15 protein-coding genes are annotated in these 17,720 nt (G+C 61.7%); 11 read left to right on the plus strand and 4 right to left on the minus strand.

Annotated elements, in window-relative coordinates; all coding sequences use genetic code 11:
• Positions 1-2: 2 nt before the first annotated feature.
• The 5 genes from QRN54_RS04875 to QRN54_RS04895 are packed head-to-tail and all read left to right on the plus strand — an operon-like array spanning position 3 to position 5,069.
• Complete coding sequence (locus QRN54_RS04875) at positions 3-302, plus strand: HypC/HybG/HupF family hydrogenase formation chaperone (RefSeq protein ID WP_003942168.1); 300 nt, start codon at positions 3-5, stop codon at positions 300-302.
• Positions 299-1,411 carry a hydrogenase formation protein HypD gene (gene hypD / locus QRN54_RS04880; RefSeq protein WP_007735088.1) on the plus strand — a complete coding sequence of 371 codons (1,113 nt, stop codon included), beginning with the start codon at positions 299-301 and terminating at the stop codon, positions 1,409-1,411. The genes QRN54_RS04875 and hypD overlap by 4 nt, the downstream gene beginning before the upstream one ends.
• Positions 1,401-2,471: a hydrogenase expression/formation protein HypE gene (hypE, locus tag QRN54_RS04885; RefSeq protein WP_058038669.1), complete on the plus strand. Its 1,071-nt coding sequence runs from the start codon at positions 1,401-1,403 to the stop codon at positions 2,469-2,471. Before hypD ends, hypE begins: the two co-directional genes overlap by 11 nt.
• Complete coding sequence (locus QRN54_RS04890) at positions 2,471-3,220, plus strand: DUF6390 family protein (RefSeq protein WP_054825611.1); 750 nt, start codon at positions 2,471-2,473, stop codon at positions 3,218-3,220. Before hypE ends, QRN54_RS04890 begins: the two co-directional genes overlap by 1 nt.
• A 31-nt stretch (positions 3,221-3,251) precedes the next feature.
• Positions 3,252-5,069, plus strand: a complete 1,818-nt coding sequence (locus QRN54_RS04895; protein ID WP_081557759.1) for an ABC transporter ATP-binding protein/permease — start codon at positions 3,252-3,254, stop codon at positions 5,067-5,069.
• An 82-nt stretch (positions 5,070-5,151) separates the two neighbouring features.
• Here QRN54_RS04895 and QRN54_RS04900 read toward each other — a convergent pair whose 3' ends face one another.
• Together QRN54_RS04900 and QRN54_RS04905 are read right to left on the minus strand one after the other, a co-directional pair.
• Positions 5,152-6,657: a LuxR C-terminal-related transcriptional regulator gene (locus tag QRN54_RS04900; RefSeq protein WP_285181683.1), complete on the minus strand. Its 1,506-nt coding sequence runs from the start codon at positions 6,655-6,657 to the stop codon at positions 5,152-5,154.
• Positions 6,658-6,749: 92 nt separating this feature from the next.
• On the minus strand, positions 6,750-6,944 hold the full coding sequence (locus tag QRN54_RS04905) for a hypothetical protein (protein ID WP_285181684.1): 195 nt from the start codon (positions 6,942-6,944) through the stop codon (positions 6,750-6,752).
• Between the two features lie 764 nt (positions 6,945-7,708).
• Between QRN54_RS04905 and QRN54_RS04910 the strand changes: the two genes are divergently transcribed.
• The 3 genes from QRN54_RS04910 to QRN54_RS04920 all read left to right on the plus strand — a co-directional run bounded on the left by QRN54_RS04910 (position 7,709) and on the right by QRN54_RS04920 (position 11,873).
• Positions 7,709-9,373 carry an alpha/beta hydrolase gene (locus QRN54_RS04910; protein WP_162113608.1) on the plus strand — a complete coding sequence of 555 codons (1,665 nt, stop codon included), beginning with the start codon at positions 7,709-7,711 and terminating at the stop codon, positions 9,371-9,373.
• Positions 9,374-9,469: 96 nt separating this feature from the next.
• A complete protein-coding gene (locus tag QRN54_RS04915) occupies positions 9,470-10,897 on the plus strand; it encodes a hypothetical protein (protein WP_054827139.1) in 1,428 nt (475 codons plus the stop codon).
• 313 nt (positions 10,898-11,210) lie between these two features.
• Positions 11,211-11,873 (plus strand): GAP family protein, encoded by a 663-nt coding sequence (locus QRN54_RS04920; RefSeq protein ID WP_042922581.1) that lies wholly within the window; start codon positions 11,211-11,213, stop codon positions 11,871-11,873.
• A gap of 51 nt (positions 11,874-11,924) precedes the next feature.
• On the opposite strand, the gene QRN54_RS04925 is transcribed toward QRN54_RS04920, so the two are convergent.
• Positions 11,925-13,388 (minus strand): glycoside hydrolase family 5 protein, encoded by a 1,464-nt coding sequence (locus tag QRN54_RS04925; RefSeq protein WP_064444503.1) that lies wholly within the window; start codon positions 13,386-13,388, stop codon positions 11,925-11,927.
• A gap of 176 nt (positions 13,389-13,564) precedes the next feature.
• Here QRN54_RS04925 and QRN54_RS04930 point away from each other — a divergent pair, with 176 nt between their 5' ends.
• Both QRN54_RS04930 and QRN54_RS04935 read left to right on the plus strand, forming a co-directional pair.
• Positions 13,565-14,485, plus strand: coding sequence for an alpha/beta hydrolase (locus tag QRN54_RS04930; RefSeq protein WP_047271403.1), 921 nt, complete (start codon positions 13,565-13,567; stop codon positions 14,483-14,485).
• A 220-nt stretch (positions 14,486-14,705) separates the two neighbouring features.
• On the plus strand, positions 14,706-15,620 hold the full coding sequence (locus QRN54_RS04935; RefSeq protein WP_007735104.1) for a tyrosine-protein phosphatase: 915 nt from the start codon (positions 14,706-14,708) through the stop codon (positions 15,618-15,620).
• Positions 15,621-15,794: 174 nt separating this feature from the next.
• Here the strand turns inward: QRN54_RS04935 and QRN54_RS04940 are convergent, their stop codons facing one another.
• Complete coding sequence (locus QRN54_RS04940; protein WP_030535586.1) at positions 15,795-16,370, minus strand: TetR/AcrR family transcriptional regulator; 576 nt, start codon at positions 16,368-16,370, stop codon at positions 15,795-15,797.
• A 108-nt stretch (positions 16,371-16,478) separates the two neighbouring features.
• Here QRN54_RS04940 and QRN54_RS04945 point away from each other — a divergent pair, with 108 nt between their 5' ends.
• Positions 16,479-17,660, plus strand: a complete 1,182-nt coding sequence (locus tag QRN54_RS04945; protein WP_030535585.1) for a GDSL-type esterase/lipase family protein — start codon at positions 16,479-16,481, stop codon at positions 17,658-17,660.
• Positions 17,661-17,720 lie beyond the last annotated feature (60 nt).

Consider the following 17,720-nt stretch of genomic DNA (forward strand, 5'->3'; position numbering starts at 1 on the left):
TCATGTGCCTAGCCGTACCGGGACGTATCGAGTCCCTGGAGGAACGCGATGGAACGACGATGTCGGTGGTGAACTTCGGTGGCGTCCGAAAAGAAGTGTGCCTCGAGTACATTCCGGGCGCCCAAGTCGGCGAGTACGTCGTGGTGCACGTCGGATTTGCCATCCAGCGACTCGACGAGGAATCCGCTCGCAGCACGCTGGCGGAATTCGAGCACCTCGGCGTACTGGAAGAGGAATTCGGTGACGGGTTCGAAAGGGCTGCCCGGGCCGCGGGGATCGAACCGAAGGAGACGGAATCATGAAATATCTGGACGAGTTCTCCGATCCGGAACTGGCCGGCAAACTGCTGGATCAGATCCGTGCGCTGGCCACACGGCGATGGGCGATCATGGAAGTGTGTGGTGGTCAGACACATTCGATCATCAGACACGGCATCGATCAATTACTTCCCCAACAGATCGAGATGATCCACGGACCCGGATGCCCGGTCTGTGTCACCCCGCTCGAGATCATCGACAAAGCTCTCGAAATCGCGGCAAGACCCGATGTCATTTTCTGCTCCTTCGGGGACATGTTGCGAGTTCCGGGGAGTTCGTCGGATCTGTTCCGCATCAAGAGCGCCGGCGGTGACGTGCGGGTGGTGTACTCACCGTTGGATGCACTGACTATTGCCAAGGAGAATCCGGGCCGGCAAGTGGTGTTCTTCGGGATCGGATTCGAGACCACCGCGCCGGCCAACGCCATGACCGTCTATCAGGCCAATCGCCTGGGTATCGAGAACTTCTCGCTACTCGTTTCGCACGTTCTGGTCCCGCCGGCGATGGCCGCGATCATGGATTCGCCAGAGTGCCGCGTGCAGGCATTTCTGGCGGCCGGGCATGTGTGCAGTGTGATGGGAACGTCGGAGTACCCGGCGCTGGCCGAGAAGTACAAGGTCCCGATCGTCGTCACCGGATTCGAGCCGCTGGATCTGCTGGAGGGCATCCGAAAGACGGTGCTGCAGTTGGAATCGGGTCGATACGAGGTCGAAAATGCCTACGCCCGTGCCGTCACGGCGCAGGGCAACACCGCAGCGAAAGCGATGCTCGAGGATGTGTTCGCCGTGTCGGACCGGACGTGGCGCGGCATCGGATCGATCCCGGACAGCGGTTGGCAGCTGGCACCGAAGTATGCGTATTTTGATGCCGAAGAGCGTTTTTCGGTGACCGATATCCACACTGACGAGTCGAGCGTCTGCCGTTCCGGAGAAGTGTTGCAAGGTTTGATCAAGCCACACGAGTGCAGTGCCTTCGGGAAGGAATGCACTCCGCGGAATCCGCTCGGTGCCACGATGGTGTCGTCCGAGGGGGCGTGCGCCGCGTACTACCTGTACCGGCGCCTGGAACTTCAGGAGGCGGGTCATGCCGGCTGAGGAGACCGCTGTCGTGGACTTGTCGGCGTGGGTCTGCCCACTGCCGCTGCGTGATTCGCCGAACATCGTCATGGGGCACGGTGGTGGAGGAGCGATGTCCGCCGAGCTCATCGAGCACCTGTTCCTGCCCTCGTTCGGAAGCGCTGCCGATGCAGAACTCGGTGACTCGGCCGTATTCGACGTCGGCGGGGTGCGACTCGCGTTCTCGACCGACTCGTATGTCGTCAAACCCATGGTGTTTCCCGGCGGAACTATCGGCGATCTCGCTGTCAACGGAACGGTGAACGACCTGGCGATGACTGGAGCGCAGCCATTGGTGATGTCGACGGCATTCATCCTGGAAGAAGGGACGGCACTGACCGACATCGCGGGAATCGCGAAGGCGCTCGGTGAGGCCGCGCACGTTGCCGGCGTTCGGCTGGTGACAGGTGATACCAAGGTCGTCGATGCCGGTCACGGCGACGGAGTCTTCATCAACACCGCAGGAATCGGGATTGTCGCAGACGGGGTGGACATCAGCCCCACTCGCGCACAAGTGGGTGACGTCGTGATCGTCAGCGGCGACATCGGCGTTCACGGCGTGGCCGTGATGAGTTGTCGCGAAGGTCTCGAATTCGGGACCGAAGTGCGCAGTGATTGTGCGGCCCTGAACGGCGTGGTGGCCGACATGATTGCCACCGGTGTCGACATCCACGTCCTGCGCGACCCTACGCGGGGCGGAGTCGCCGCGACCCTCAACGAGATCGCTCAGGCGTCGAACATCGGGGTTGCGCTGGTGGAGCGAGATCTGCCGATTCCCGCTGACGTGCGCGACGCCTGTGGGCTACTCGGCTTGGATCCGTTGTACGTCGCAAACGAGGGCAAGTTGATCGCTTTCGTTCCACGCGAAGATGCCGCCCTGGTTCTGGAAGCGATGCACGGCAATCCACTGAGTGTGGGAGCCGCCGTGATCGGGGAGTGCGTGGCCGAACATCGCACAATGGTGGTGGCGCGTACGGCATTGGGAGGCAATCGGGTAGTGGATTTGCCGGCAGGTGAACAACTTCCTCGGATCTGCTGATGACTGCCGTCGGTATGAACGGGCCGGCGTTGTTTGCCCGCTACGCGTATCCGCCGAACGAGTTGGGTTACTGCGGACCCGACGATCCTTCAGTGCTGCTTCGTCTGGCCAGCGGCAACTCGGGCAGCGGCGACCGTGATCACGCTCGTCAATTCGACGGTGCGTGGCCGTACCTCGAGGCATTGGCTGTAGGAGCGGGCATCGACGACCCCCTGGATTCGCGAGTGATCGAAGCCTATTGGGTGGGAGGTGATCTCCTCGACTCTCTCGATTCGGGGAAGTTGTTACAGCACTTGAGGGGGGCATTCGGTGAACGCGAGAACACCGGGTTCCTCCCCGTCCTCGGGGGTCGGGACCGCGCGCTCGCGCACCACAGTTTTCACGTATTTCTGGTGTATCCGTGGGTCAAGCTTCTTCGGAAGCGCGGTGCGGTCCCACTGTCCGTCCTCCAGAACTGCCGGATCAGATGGGGAGTGGTCGAGGACGTCGGCGAGGAGCATGCATTGGTGGTTTCGTCCCCGCTCGAGTTCGACGGTGAGCAACTCGCACGCGGCCGACCGGCAACGCAGAGAGTGCGGTGGAGGGTCGAGGGCAACGCGCTTGCGGCGATGCCCGTCCCCGGCGCTGTGGTGACGATGCACTGGGATTGGGTGTGCGACAGGATAACGGCAGAGCAATCACGTGCATTGGATGCCGCGGAAGACTCGGGATTGCGGATCGCGAACCGAATGCTGTCGACCGATATGTGATCGTCAGTTCCCCTCCAGGACGGAGGCTACGGTGAATTGGGGTAGCGCGGTAACGGACAGCGCACTGTGGTTGGCAGAGGCATATGCGATCACGGTAGCGGTTCTCGTCGTCACCGCGCTGCTGCTAGCTCGGTATACCCGCTGGGGCAACCAGTTTCGGCGAATGGCTTGGCCCTACTTCGATCCCCGGCGCACCGTCATTCCGCTGTCGATTCTCGCGTTACTGCTGCTGCTCACGATATTCGGTGTCCGCGTGACGGTGTTGTTCTCGTACTGGTACAAGGATTTCTACGACGCCATTCAGAACCTCGACGAAACCGCTTTCTGGCACTACCTGCGAGTGTTCGCGATATTGGCCGCAGTCCACGTCGCTAGCTCACTCGTCGTCTACCTGGTGGGCCAAACACTGGATATCAATTGGCGCAGTTGGCTCAATGACACATTGACCGACGATTGGCTCGACGGCCGCGCCTACTATCGCGGAAACTTCCTGGAGAACCCCGTCGACAACCCGGACCAACGTATTCAGGCAGACATCACCGCATTCGCGACGTCGTCCCGCACGTTGTCCATGGGCGCCGTCGCCGCAATGGTCTCGATCGTCAGCTTCACCAAGATCCTGTGGGATCTGTCCGGGCCGTTGACTGTTTTCGGTGCCGAGATTCCGCGAGCGATGATCTTTCTCGTCTACATCTACGTGTTGGTGACCACGGCACTCGCATTCTGGATCGGCCGGCCTTTGATCATGCTGAACTTCTTGAACGAGAAACTCGGCGCCACCTTCCGGTACGCGTTGGTTCGACTACGGGAGTACGGCGAAAGCATCGCCTTCTATCGCGGAGAGAACGTCGAACGACGCACGCTCGGACTACGTTTTGCTGCAGTGATCCGCAATATGTGGGCGATCGTCTTCCGGACGCTCAAGTTCAGTGGCTTCAATCTAGCAGTGGATCAGACAGCGGTGGTGTTTCCGTTTCTGGTCCAGGGATCTCGATTGTTCAGCGGGCAGATCACTTTCGGCGACGTGATGCAAACTGCTCAAGCATTCGGCCAGGTGCACAATTCGTTGTCGTTCTTTCGAGAGTCCTATAGCGATTTTGCAAGTTTCCGGGCCACACTGATCCGTTTGACCGGGCTCGCCGATGCCGATCGTCGTGCCCGCGCACTTCCCGTGCTCGACGCGTTCTCCGCTGGCAGTCATTTGGTTGTTCGGGGACTCGACGTGCGCACGCCGGTTGGTGAGGCGTTGATCTCCGAACTCGACATGTCACTGGGGCCCGGCGATGCACTGCTGGTGAAGGGTCCGTCGGGTAGCGGCAAAACCACGCTGCTCCGCAGCATCGCGCAGTTGTGGCCGTACACAAACGGTTCCGTGACCACCCCGGTCGGAGACGTCCTGTTCCTCTCACAACGGCCATACCTACCATTGGGTTCTCTGCGCGCGGGTTTGGCATATCCGGACCAGTTGCCCTCAGGTCAGCCGAACACCGGGCGCTCGGACTTCGACGACCGCAGGCTCCACGACGCGCTCGCCGAGGTGCATCTCGCACATTTGATCGGTCGGCTCGACGAGCCGGCTGATTGGACTCGAATTCTGTCGCCGGGCGAACAACAACGGTTGGCGTTCGCCCGAGTCCTCCTGATCCGACCGCGAACCGCATTTCTCGACGAGGCGACATCCGGAATCGACGAAGGCCTCGAGTACACGCTCTACGACATCCTTCGCCGTGAACTGCCCGACAGCATCATTGTCAGCGTCGGGCATCGCAGCACCCTCGACGTTTTTCACAATCGACAACTCGAACTGCGCGGTGCGGGACACTGGACTCTCGCTGATCACGAAGGCTGAGCAAACTTTCGACGGTCGGATTCTTGCGACAGGATTCGGCCGGGTTACCCGCCGCGCCGCGATCGATCGAAGACACCGACCGTCACGAGGTCGAAGGGTTGCGGAAGTCGTTTGTGTGCTGGAGCACCCAGGCCGCAATCCTGGTGCGCGAGTCGTACCCCAGTTTGTTCAGTATGTGATCGACGTGGCCGTCGACAGTGCGCTGAGAAATGACCAGCTTGTCCGCGATTGCTCGGTTGGTCAGGCCCTGTGCGACGAGTTCGGCCACCTGCTGCTCCCGCGGAGTCAGCACTTCGTCAGCCGCCGATTTCGGTGATCCACCGGGCGGTTGCTCTCTCAGCGCGCGGGCCGCTGCGTCGTCGAGAGTCAGAGCTCGTCCATGATCGAATGCTGTTTGAAACACCCTGTCTCCGATCCGGTTACGAGCCTCGGTCACGCTGTTTTCGTGGTACGGGACCATGCTCCTGAAGGTGTCTATCGGGCTGCCCGTGGCGGTGAACAGCGTGTCGGCAGCTCCCATCAGTGTGGCTGCCAGCTTTGCGTCCCGGTCGACAAGCGTCCACGCGATTTCCTCGAGGCACCATGCACATCCGAACTGGTTACCCAGCCCTCGAAGCAATCGGAGAGAATCTTCGAGTAGCTCGATACCGCGAGCGTGGTTGCCATGACGCCACAGGGCGGATCCGTAGTCCGACATCGTCATCGACCGCCACAAGATTTCGCCGCGCGATTCGGTGAGGGCCAACTCCTCCTCGTAAATGCTTGCAGCCCGGTCGGTTTCGCCGAGTGCGTCGACGACGAAGGCGAACCAGTAGAGCGCGGGTACCAGACGGGCGATGTCGTCGTTTGCCCGGAATGCTGCGACAGCCTGCTCCAGGTACTCGGCGCCGCGCACGAGATCGCCGTCGGCGACCGCGACGAATCCGAGCGTGTACCGCGCCAGTATGCGACCGTCGTCGTTCCGCTGCATCTCGGCCTGTCGCCGAGCCTCTTCGGCAATGCTTGTCGCCGAAGCGATATCTCGTTGGAGGGCTGCCAGCAGTGCGCCTGTCGCGGCGGCCTCGACTACCGCCTCACCGAGAGTGCCCTCGGTCAGTTCGGGCACCTCGGCCAGGGCGCGACCCAACCAGTAGCGACCTTCGTTGAATCGACCACGTGCAAGCCAGTAATCATGCAAGGCACTTGCGGTACGCAATGTGGCTTCGACCGAGTCGGGTTCGGTCAGACCGAATTCCAACGCGGTGCGCACGTTGGGTAAGTCGCGGTCGATCCGCGTCATCCAATCGATTTGGTGCGGCCCCGTCCAGTCGACTCCGGCGCGGAAGACGAGTTGCCTGAACCACTCACTGTGCCTGCGCTGCAGCGAGACCCACTCGTCGACTGACACCAGTTCACGCCCGTAGTCGCGAAGAGTCTCGAGTAGGCGGTAGCGGACGTACGAGCCGTTTTGTTCACGGATGAGGATCGACTTGTCGACAAGGGACATCACGAGATCGCCCAAGTCGTCGTTCTGTGCTTCGTCGGCGAGAATTCCTTCGACGGACCCGAGATCGAAGCTACCCGCAAATACGCTCGAGTTCGCCCACAACGACTTCTCCGGCGGCGTACACAGATCGAAGCTCCAGTCGATACTCTGTGCAAGCGTTTGTTGACGCGCTGGAGCGTTCCGGCTGCCCCGCGTCAGCAGTTGGAAGCGGTCGTCGAGTTTTGCAGGATCTGATCGACCGACATCGCCCTCAATCGGGCAGCCGCCAACTCGATCGGCAGCGGTAGTCCTTCCAACCGGCGGACGATCTTCTCCACAGCCGCGCTGTTCTCGCTGGTGATGCGGAAGTCCGTCACGGAGGAATGTGCCCGCTGCTCGAACAGCATCATCGCATCACCATCACGGGTGTCGGTTGGCGACGGCGCCTCGGTGGGAAATCGCAGAGGCGGCACCCGTAATACCATCTCGCCGGGAATGTCGAGCGGTTCTCGGCTGGTCGCCAGAAGTGCCAATCGGGCACAGCACCGGAGAAGTTCGGCGGCGGTGTCGGCAACCCAGCCGATGAGGTGTTCGCAATTGTCCAGAACAAGCAGGACACGTTCGTCGACGAGACGGCCGATCAGTACCGATCGCGGTGACCGCGTAGATCGGTCTTGTACTCCGAGTGCGGCAAGAATCGTCTGATCGAGAAGTGCCGGCTCCCGCAGTTCGCTGAAGTCGACGAACCAGACGCCCCCGGGAACGCACGGGAGGAATCATCGGCGGCACGGAGCGCCAAGCGGGTTTTGCCGACCCCACCCAGGCCCGTAAGGGTCATAAGCCGGTAGTCCGACAGCAGGCGTCGGACTTCTTTGGCCTCGGACCGACGACCGACGAAACCGCTCAGTTCGATCGGTAGGTTTCCTCGTTTTGCCGCCATGAGAATCGCGCCGAATTTGTACGTGCTGAGTGGATTGACCCCACACAGTGTACGCGGAATCGCGTGTGTGAAATCTGTCAAGGCACCACCGGTGTTCGCCCGTGATTGCCGTTGGGCCGAAGCTTTTCGGTGCATGACGCGGAATAGCGAACACTTTCCACCGACGTAGTTCGCGCCTCATTCGAAAGGGATGAGAGGCGCATTTCATCTTTCTGGCGCACTTACGATTCGGGCATGAAACGTGTGTGGGAAGGTGTGCGGCGCTACGGCAAGACGCTGCACTCGGTCGGGTTGTCGTTCGGTCTGGTGTTTTTCGTCCTCTCGATGAGCCCGTCCCTCTTACCGCGCGCGTGGTACCTGCAGGGCGTGGCAACCGGTATTTCCGTCGCCACCGGGTACGGCATCGGTGTGAGCGTGGCGTGGATGATCCGCAAATGCGGAGTCGAACCGACATGGTCGGACCGGACCAAGCGGATCGGTTGGGCCGTACTCGCCGTACTGGCAGTGATATTGGTGCCTCTTTTTCTGATCTTGGGTTCGTGGTGGCAGCAGATCGTCCGTGATCTGGTCGAGGCGCCTCGCGTGAACCGGGCGAACTATCTTCTGGTGCTGCTGGTTTCGCTAGTGGTGTGGTTGATCTTGCTGGAGGCGGGTCGCGGTCTGCGGCATCTCACCAGAGGACTCGCTGCCGTTGCTCTGCGGTTTGTTCCCAAGGAAGCAGCGAAAGTCGCGAGCTTGGTCGTCGTCTTCGCGTTGGCGATCTTCGTCGTCAACGGTGCCCTCTACAACGGGCTCATCGCTTTTGCGAACTGGAGTTTCTCCGGCGCGGACAACGACACGCCCGATGGTATCGACCAGCCTCTGATCGCCGAACGCAGTGGTTCACCCATGTCTGCGGAGGCATGGGATTCGCTGGGCAAGGAGGGTCGCACTTTCGTGGGTAGCGGGCCGTCTGCGGTGCAGATTTCCGCGCTGACCGGCCGGGACGCGAAGCAACCCATCCGCGTGTACGCCGGCCGTGAGTCGTCGGATTCCGTCGACGGTGTCGCGCAGCGGGTCGTCAACGAACTCGAGCGCACCGGCGGCTTCGACCGTGCCGTCCTGGCAGTAGTGACCACCACCGGCCGCGGCTGGGTGAACGACGACGTGGCGTCCGCTTTCGAATACGTCCAGGGCGGCGATACCGCCATCGCGGCGATGCAGTACTCGTTCCTTCCCAGCCCTTTGGCATTCATCGCCGATCGCGAAACCCCGATGGCCGCAGGCCGGGCGCTGTTCAACTCTGTCTATGCGAAGTGGATCGATCTGCCGCTCGACAAGCGCCCCAAGCTTGTCGTTTTCGGCGAGAGCCTCGGATCGTACGGGGGACAGGCCGCGTTCGCGGGAGCACAGGACATGGCGACGCGGGTGGATGGGGCGTTGTGGTCGGGGACTCCGAACTTCACCGCTCAATGGCAGGAGATCACCAGCAGTCGTGACTCCGGCTCACGGGAAGCCGTGCCGGTGATCGACGACGGGCAGTCGATTCGTTTCGCTGCCTATCCGGAGGATCTCGAACTGGATGCGCCGTGGAACGACTCACGCGTCGTGTACTGGCAGCACGCCAGCGACCCAATTGTCTGGTGGTCTTTCGACCTGCTTCTGAACAAGCCGGACTGGCTTGCCGAGCCTCTCGGCCGTGATGTCGATCCGGGAATGACGTGGATACCGTTCGTGACATTCTGGCAGGTGACACTCGACATGGTCTTCTCGGCGGACGTTCCGCCAGGTCACGGGCACAACTACGGTGCCGACGCGGCGGACATGTGGGCGCGGATCCTGCACCCCGACAACTGGTCTCAGTCGGACACCGACGCGATTCGCGGCGCTCTGACGAACGACTTTCAACCCACCAAGTAGTAGTGCGGACCTCGTGACGGTCTCTCGTCGTTGGACCGGGAGTACTCGCTCTAGATCGTTCTATCACTGTTTGTCAGCTAACTAACAAGGAGCGCGATGCATTCATCAAGAACACTCGTAGCTGCGGTGGCGCTGAGCGCGATCACTGTATTTGCCGGGGCTGGGTCCGCGGTTGCCGCGCCGGCGGTCGGATCTGTCGATTTCGGTTCGTCGAGCGGATCCGGATCAGGAACCGGTTCGGCTAGCGGATCCGAATCTGGTTCTGTCGATTTCGGATCCGGCGGACCGGACGTCGAGCATCCGGTGTCGACCTGCTTCTGGTCCGTGCCGATCAATCCCGAGCGCGCGGACCCACAGCTCAACTACGCCTTTCCTGACACTGCGGCGATTTACTGGGCTGCGCAGTTCACAATCCCCGAGAACGCCGAGTTGGTTATCCGAGGGCAGTATGCGCATGCGCGCTATCAGTCGTTGAACTCGTACAACGCAGCAACCGCGATGCCGACCGCCGTCCTCAATGACATTTCGACAGCTCCCGACGCAGGTTCGCGCAACACCTATCTTCCCGGTGCCGATCGATCGAACGAAAGTGCCAGGTCGTACACGGCTTCCGTCCTCAACGAGGCCTCACCTGCTGAGCCGAAACCCAACACCTTGTATGCCGGTGTGCCAGGTCAGGACCGGATAAGCCTGCTTTATCGCATCTACCTGCCGGACAACGGGCGTGATCTCACCGGCGGCGTTGGACTGCCGGAGCCAGAGCTGCACCTTTCCGGTGGTCAGGTGTTGCGCGGGCAGGATCTGTGTTCAGCGGTCGGTGCGGACAACGGAATCTTGAAGCCGGCTTCGCTGCCGCTGGACACGTACAAGGCATTGCGTGACCAACCGGGCAAGCCTGCGACATTCCCTTCCGAGCAGACACCAGTCTGGCGGGCGTACTACAGCGCCGAGTTCACGCTCGGCTGTACCTATCTCGGCAAATGCGATGGCACACCCCAGCGGGTGGGCGGGCAGTACTCCAACATCGACAACAGCTACGTCACCGCCGAAGTCAACCGTGGGTTCGGCGAAGTTCTAGTACTTCGGGGAGAGTTGCCGAGGACTCCGAAGACGACAGGCGGCGCAAAGAATCTCGACAGCGCAGTCGACATGCGGTTCTGGTCGATGTGCAGCAATGAATCGCTGGCAACGACGAAGGTAGCGACGTGTCTGTTCGACGAGCAGATGGCCACTGATGCGGATGGTCGCTACACGATTGTCGCGTCGCTCCCAGAAGACCGACCCGCAAACGCTACGAAGGAATGTGGGGTGTCATGGCTTTCGCTCTCGCCGGCCGGTGACGGCGCAGGGCATCCCGACGATTCCCTCTTGATCATGCGGAACATGCTGCCGGCCAAGGACTTCAGCCACGCTGCACACGACACCAAGACGCCCGGTGACGAGAAGGCAGTGATGGGAGAGTATTTGCCGGACGGGCAATATACGTCCAAGCTCGCGTTCGAGGGCAGTGGCTGCGCGAAGTAACCCGTCCCTACGCGTGAGGTCACTACTCGAGATTGTGTCTGGTGATCCTCCTCGATGATGTCGGCTGCGCTCTGCTGCGAGCGCAGCCGACACACCGTTGGCCAAGTCTTTTCGCGATCTTCGGTGGGGAATCGAGGCCTGCGGTTCAGGCACTCATCCCTTTCGAATGAGGCATGAACTACGCAGGCGCTCGCAGTGTCAGCATTATCGCGCAGCGGTATCGGCTGTGCTCTGTTGTCCGTCGTGGCGGACAGGGGCGGCTTTTCTCGCCTACTGCCTATCCTGCTTGCCGCAATCAGAAATGAGTTTTGACATGGGTTCCGTTGTCGGAGAACTTCTCCCATTGGCCGTCGGTGTCGCCGTGTCGCCGGTGGCCGTCATCGCCACTATCTTGATGTTGCTCTCCAAGCGAGCGGGTAGCACCAGCGCCGGGTTCGCGGTGGGCTGGTTACTCGGAATCTTCATCGCTACAGTTCTTTTCGTCATCTTGTCCAGTGCCGTCAGCACGTCAGACGACGGACCGTCCGCCACGGTTTCGTGGATCAAACTAGCTCTCGGTGTCCTCCTGTTGGCCGTCGGGGTCAAGCAGTGGCGGGGGCGCAGCGGCGAGCACGAAACACCGAAGTGGATGCAAGCCGTCGACGAGATGACCGCGGTCAAGGGATTGGGCCTTGGATTCGCGCTCGCCGCGATCAACCCGAAGAACCTGCTCATGTGCATCGCGGCCGGAGTGTCGATCGGCTCGGCGTCGTTGGCGACCAGCGGAGCGATCACCTCGATTCTCGTATTCACGGTCATCGCCAGTTCAACTGTCGCGATCCCGGTCATCGGATACCTGGTGGCTGCTGATCGCCTGCGAAAGCCATTGGCCAATCTCAAAGTCTGGCTCGAGGACAACAACACCACGGTGATGAGTGTGTTGATCTTGGTCGTCGGAGTTGTTCTGATCGGCAAGGGAATTGGCGGAATCTTCTGATACCCGCTCTTTCGCGTGGTGTGAACGCGCGATTCCCGGATGATCGTTCGATCAGGCGCGCTTGACCGCGTAGTCGCCGTCGGCGTGACCGATCAGTTGCCATCCGCCCTCGATCGGGGACAGTCGGACGTCGGAGAGATTCGTGGTCTCGAGCTGTGGCCGGTCGGTGCCGGGGTACCAGGCCTCGACCCGTCCGGTGCCGCTCCCGTCAAACCCGTCACGCGATACCTCCGTCAGCGAGCCGGGCGCTGCCCGCGGATACGCTCGCGAGAGTGGCGCGGCGAATCCCTCTACGAGCCCGAGTGATTCACCGGACGGGCAGTCGATGCGATTCAGATTTCCCTGCGGCTGGTGGGTATTGCCGTCGCGAACCGGGTGGGGGTCACCGCACGCTTGTGTCCACGACCACCACGCGCCGCCCATCCGGTACCTGTCGGTGGCATCGACGAAGCGGTCGACGTCTGCTCTCTGCTCGTCGGCGTCGCCGAACCAACCCCATTCACCCGTCCACAACGGTGCGTCGTACCAGGCGGCAGCGAGGTCGGCGATCTTGAATCCGTCTTCGATTCCGGGAAATTCGCTACTGACCGTTATCGATTCGCTGTAGAGATGGGGCGAGAAGACCACCAGGGGATCGGTCAGGTAATGGCGTGGAGGCAGCGCGTCGAGGCCGAAAGCCGACCAGATCGCGCTGGGCTCGAAGAACACGAGGTGTGGAAATCCTCCTGCTTCGGCCTGTCTGATGGCGTCGGTGGCCCGCTTGTAGAACTGCCCGATCTGATCAGCTGCCGTGAATGGATCGCGCAGGCCGGGGTTCGGTTCGTTCAACAGGTCGTATCCGGCTACAGCTGGTTCGTCTTTGAACTCGGCAGCCAACCGCGCCCACGTCGCGACGAGGCGACTCTGGATTCCTTGCTCGTCGTCGTAGAACGCCTGGAAGGCATGGGCGATCGCGGGTGCGGCTTCCCTGAGCCCACCGATGTTGCAGGTTGTCCATCCGCCGGTCAGGGTTGCCCACTCGGGTGCGCCGTCCCAGCCGACTCCCGGCCGCATGAATGACGGGCACGACTGGTCGCTCGGAGTGCCGACGTACGGGCCCCATGCATCCTGATGCATGTCGAGAACGGTGTAGATGCCGTGGTCTTTTGCATCCTCGACCGCTACTCGAACGCGGTCGACGTACGCAGTGTCGAATGCACCGCGGGTCGGTTCCAGGAGGGACCACGCGACGTTGAGCCGGACGACGTTGAAGCCCAGCGCTGCCATCTGCGCGAAGTCCGTTCTTCCCAGCGGCGTAACGGTGGGTAGACCGGTGCCGTTGGTTGCGTAGTCATTGAGACCGTTGGCGTTCACGCCGCGGAGCAACACCGTTCGTCCGTCGACGTCCTTGATCGTTCGATCTGCGACGGTCAGTTGGGGGAGAGTCCAGCCCGGATCCGGTGGTGCAGCGTTCGCCGCCGGAGTTGCAATCTGGAGGACCAGGATTGCGAGGGTGGCAAGCAACAGCGCACGCATCCATCGACCTTTCTAGACAAACGTCCAATTCCGAGTCGAGGCTAGCGTGAGAAGACCTCTTTCCGGCGCGGTTTGCTCATACCTGTCACGGCCCCGCGTTGCCGAGAACACGTCGGACACGTGCTCCTGCTGGAGGTGTCATCATTGTCGACAAGTCTCGACCCGAGGGAGCCCTGGTGAAGCTTGCATTGACTGATCTGATCGAACAAATGCCTCGTGACGATTTGGCGAGTACGCGAGCGTTCTATGCGTCGCGGCCTGCCGGTGTCGGTCCGAGTTCCCTGCAGGAACTGCTTGTGGTGCGAGCATCCAGGGTGGTTGATCCCACGGCGAGCCGGGCTGTTGAACACACACTCGACATCGAGGGCCGATCCGTTTCGGTACGCGTAGTCACTCCGAAAGACGGCGATGTCAACGGGGTCTATCTGTATCTTCCGGGTGGGGGTTTCTACATGAGTTCAGCGGCCAGCGCTGACGCCCGAAGCATGAGACTTGCCGACGAGGTCGGGGTGGTAGTGGTTACCGTCGATTACCGGCTTGCACCGGAATTCCCTTGGCCGGCAGCGCCGGACGATTGTGAGGCAGTCGCCTTGTGGCTGCTTGAGGTCGCTGCCGAACGGTTCGGGACGACCAGGCTCGCCATCGGTGGCATGTCGGCGGGAGCAACCTTGGTGACGACGACGTTGCTGCGCCTTCGTGATCGAGGTCTGGCCAAGGCATTTTCGGGTGCGGTTCTGGAAGCGGGCACGTACGACGTCAGTGCCCAGACTCCCGCGGGCCGCACCATCAGCGACGAATACTTCATCGAAGCCTACGTCGGCCATGTCGATGATCGCACTCTTCCGGATATTTCTCCGACATTCGGCGACCTCAGCGGCCTGCCGCCGACCCTCGTTGTCGTTGGATCAGAAGACGTGGTCCTGGCAGAGAACCTTGCCATGGTGGCGCGACTGTCGGCGGCCGGAAACGACGTCGACTTGCGTCTCTATCCTGATGTCCCGCATGGATTTACAAACCATCCAACGCCTGTTGCCCGCCGCGCTGCGTCGGATATGGGTGCCTGGCTTGGGCAATGTCTCGACGGCGAGTCGGAGTGACAAGCACGGGCGCGGCCGCGGTCTGTCGTTCGAACGGGCCCGGCGTGGTCGATGGCGACGCAGTGACGGGCAAGAGTTTCTTCCTGCAGGATGGCGGCTGGCCGGGCACCTGAACACATGTCCGGTTTCTGGAGCAAAGTCGGGACGAGGAGCGTGCCACCCTTGTAATCTCGCACGGGAGTTTGCGGGGCGCGGGGTATCCCGCACAGCGAATGAGAGGATGAAGGTGACAACTGTCTACACGCGCCGCCGAGGGGCGCGCCCTTTCGGAATCGCCCTCGCTGCGCTGGTCGCTATGGGTGCGGCCCTGACAGGCCCCACACTCGCCTCCGCTTCGAGCGGCGACCTGCAATTGGGTTCGAGTCAGTTCGGATCGTCCGGGGAGCAACCGCCGCTGCCGGAGATCCCACCGCCGTCCGCGGCCGAGATCAGGCTCGACGAGGCGCGGAACTTCCGCGATATCGGCGGGTATCGGACTACCGACGGCAGGACCGTCCGGACAGGCCTGGTGTTCCGTTCCAACAAGCTCAGCTCGCTCAATGAGACTGATCTGGCAAAACTCACCGCCGCGAACCTGACCCTCGACGTCGACCTGCGCAACGCCTCCGAACGTGCGGAGGATCCCGATCGGATCCCCGCCGGGGTCACCTACCAGGTCGCCGACGTCGTCAGTATCGAACACGGCATCGCGTTCCACGAGTTCGTTCCCCTGACCCTCGGTCGCGCGTTGATCGACGGCGCAGTCAAGGGAACCTCGAACATCGGCCAGAGCATCGGCTACCCGTTCATGGTCAACTACCGTGGTTCCGATGTCGCCTTCCGTGACCTGCTGACTGCGATCGCGAACAACTCCGACGGCGCAACCGTCTACCACTGCAGTGCAGGGAAGGACCGCACCGGTTGGGGTACCGCGATCCTGCTGACCATTCTGGGTGTCCCGCGTGAGTTCATCAGTGCCGATTTCATGGCGTCGAACACGTACCTGGGCCGGGACGACGCGGTGGACCTGTCGTGGCTCGATGCGGCGTATGCACAGGTGGACCGGCTCTACGGCGGTATGGATACTTACGTACGGGAGGGCCTCGGCGTCGACCAGGGCACTGTCGACTCTCTGCGCGCCAAGCTTCTCCTCTAAGCGGAGCTCCACGCCCGGCTTCTTGCCTACTCGGACCTTCTTCTGTCCCAGTGCGACCTGTGGTTGCGGGAGCGCGCGATTGTGTGGCGCCGCTCCTGGGGTGGGCCCGAGGTTTCTTGGCCGTGTGCGATCACCAAGTGGCGCAAGAACTTGGCGCGCAAGAATCACGACTGGTCATGGACTCGACGCTGGCCAATTGGTCAGCATCGAATCGAGAGCCTCGAGGATTCTTGCCCAGCTTTCGGCGCTGTCCGGTGCACTGTGGCTGAACGATCCACCCAGCTCGAGGCTGGCGTACCCATGAAAAACGCTGCCGAGCAACCGAACTGCGTGGGTCTGATCGAGATCGGTGAGGTTGTACCCGCGCAGAATCGATCGCATCATCTGCGAGTGTCTGAAACCCGCGCTCGCGGCCGCGGCCTCCGGGGTGAGGCGCATCTGTGACGCGGCGTACCGACCAGGGTGTGACCTCGCGTAGTTGCGGTACACGTTCGCGAAGGCGGTCAAGGCGTCGCGGCCGGACCGACCGGCCACGGCGTCGGCAGCCTGGTCGGCCATCTCTTCCAAGGCAAGCAGCGCGATTCTGGTTTTGAGGTCGTTCGAACTTTTCACGTGCGAGTACAGGCTTGCGACCTTGACGTCGAACGCTCTGGCGACCGCCGATACGGTCACCTGCTCGAAGCCCACCTCGTCGGCCAATTCGGCGCCCGCCACGGCGAGGCGTTCGGGTGTCAGTCCTGCGCGAGGCATGTCCGTTGGTCCTGTTCGTCGAGAAGTGAAACCGCTTGCCTAAATAGTATAGGCAAATTACTGTGTGCTGTAGTTAAAACCTTCGCAACTTATCTACAGGTGAATGAGATGAACAGCCAGAGCAGCTGGATTACTACCGTAATTTCCGAGGACATCGTGCGCGGAGCCCTCGAGCTCGAGCGGACCGAACGCGGTGTGCTGACACACCGTCTGCCTGCCAGAGCTCGCACGCAATTCGCTGACGGGCAGATGGCAATGGCGCAATCACAACCGTCCGGAGTGCGGCTGGTGTTCCGAACCAGCGCTACGGCCATCGAACTCGACACTCTGCCCACGAAAATGATCTACATCGGTGCTCCGCCGAGGCCGCAAGGGGTGTACGACCTGATCGTCGACGGCGAACCAACCGGGCACGCAATCGCTGAGGGTGGCAACACGGTGACGATCGACATGGCGACCGGTACCGCTCAGAGACAATCCGGACCCGTCAGCACCATCCGCTTCGCGGACTTGCCCGCGCGATCCAAGACCGTCGAGATCTGGTTGCCGCACAACGAAACCACCGAACTTGTCGCATTGCGAACCGACGCCCCGCTCGAACTCGCAGTCGGCACGAAGCGTGATGTGTGGCTCCATCACGGAAGCTCGATCAGTCAAGGCTCCGGCGCTGAAAGTCCCTCCCGCACTTGGCCTGCTCTCGCAGCCTCTCTCGGCGGCGTGGATCTGATCAACCTCGGGTTCAGCGGCAGCGCTCTGCTGGACCAGTACGTCGCCCGCGCTATGCGAGACACTCCTGCCGACCTCATCAGCATCAAGATGGGCATCAATCTGGTCAACTCCGACGTGATGCGCCTGCGGGCCTTCACGTCGGCAATGCACGGCTTCCTCGACACGGTCCGCGACGGTCATCCAGTGGCTCCACTGCTGGTCGTCTCGCCTGTCTATTGCCCGATTCACGAAGACACGCCTGGACCTGGTGCATTCGATTTCGACGCGCTTGCCAGAGGCGAAATGCGATTCGTTGCTACCGGCGATCCCGCCGAGCGCGCAGCCGGAAAGCTGACGCTGCGCTCTATTCGGGAAGAGTTGGCGCGCATCGTAACCCAGCGATCGGCGGATGATCCCAATCTGCATTACGTCGACGGGTGCGATCTCTATGGTGCGGCCGAGAACGAAGAGTTGCCGCTTCCCGATCAGCTCCATCCGGACGCTGCGACGCACCGTCTCATCGGCGAACGCTTTGCCCAACGGGTATTCGCAGACGACGGCGCATTCGCACGCACGGTGTGATCGCGCAATCTGGTTCGATCGGATTTCACACGATTTGACCCTGACGTAGCGTGAGGGCTC

This window comes from Rhodococcus sp. MEB032 (genome assembly GCF_030208925.1).
In the GTDB taxonomy this organism is placed as follows: Bacteria; Actinomycetota; Actinomycetes; order Mycobacteriales; family Mycobacteriaceae; genus Rhodococcus_F; species Rhodococcus_F qingshengii.

Bases quoted from the DNA above. Each gene is read 5' to 3' on its own strand.
- QRN54_RS04875 (WP_003942168.1), top strand. From the start codon at position 3: ATGTGCCTAGCCGTACCGGGACGTATCGAGTCCCTGGAGGAACGCGAT.
- hypD (WP_007735088.1), top strand. From the start codon at position 299: ATGAAATATCTGGACGAGTTCTCCGATCCGGAACTGGCCGGCAAACTG.
- hypE (WP_058038669.1), top strand. From the start codon at position 1,401: ATGCCGGCTGAGGAGACCGCTGTCGTGGACTTGTCGGCGTGGGTCTGC.
- QRN54_RS04890 (WP_054825611.1), top strand. From the start codon at position 2,471: ATGACTGCCGTCGGTATGAACGGGCCGGCGTTGTTTGCCCGCTACGCG.
- QRN54_RS04905 (WP_285181684.1), bottom strand. From the start codon at position 6,944: ATGATGCTGTTCGAGCAGCGGGCACATTCCTCCGTGACGGACTTCCGC.
- QRN54_RS04910 (WP_162113608.1), top strand. From the start codon at position 7,709: ATGAAACGTGTGTGGGAAGGTGTGCGGCGCTACGGCAAGACGCTGCAC.
- QRN54_RS04915 (WP_054827139.1), top strand. From the start codon at position 9,470: ATGCATTCATCAAGAACACTCGTAGCTGCGGTGGCGCTGAGCGCGATC.
- QRN54_RS04920 (WP_042922581.1), top strand. From the start codon at position 11,211: ATGGGTTCCGTTGTCGGAGAACTTCTCCCATTGGCCGTCGGTGTCGCC.
- QRN54_RS04925 (WP_064444503.1), bottom strand. From the start codon at position 13,388: ATGCGTGCGCTGTTGCTTGCCACCCTCGCAATCCTGGTCCTCCAGATT.
- QRN54_RS04935 (WP_007735104.1), top strand. From the start codon at position 14,706: ATGAAGGTGACAACTGTCTACACGCGCCGCCGAGGGGCGCGCCCTTTC.
- QRN54_RS04940 (WP_030535586.1), bottom strand. From the start codon at position 16,370: ATGCCTCGCGCAGGACTGACACCCGAACGCCTCGCCGTGGCGGGCGCC.
- QRN54_RS04945 (WP_030535585.1), top strand. From the start codon at position 16,479: ATGAACAGCCAGAGCAGCTGGATTACTACCGTAATTTCCGAGGACATC.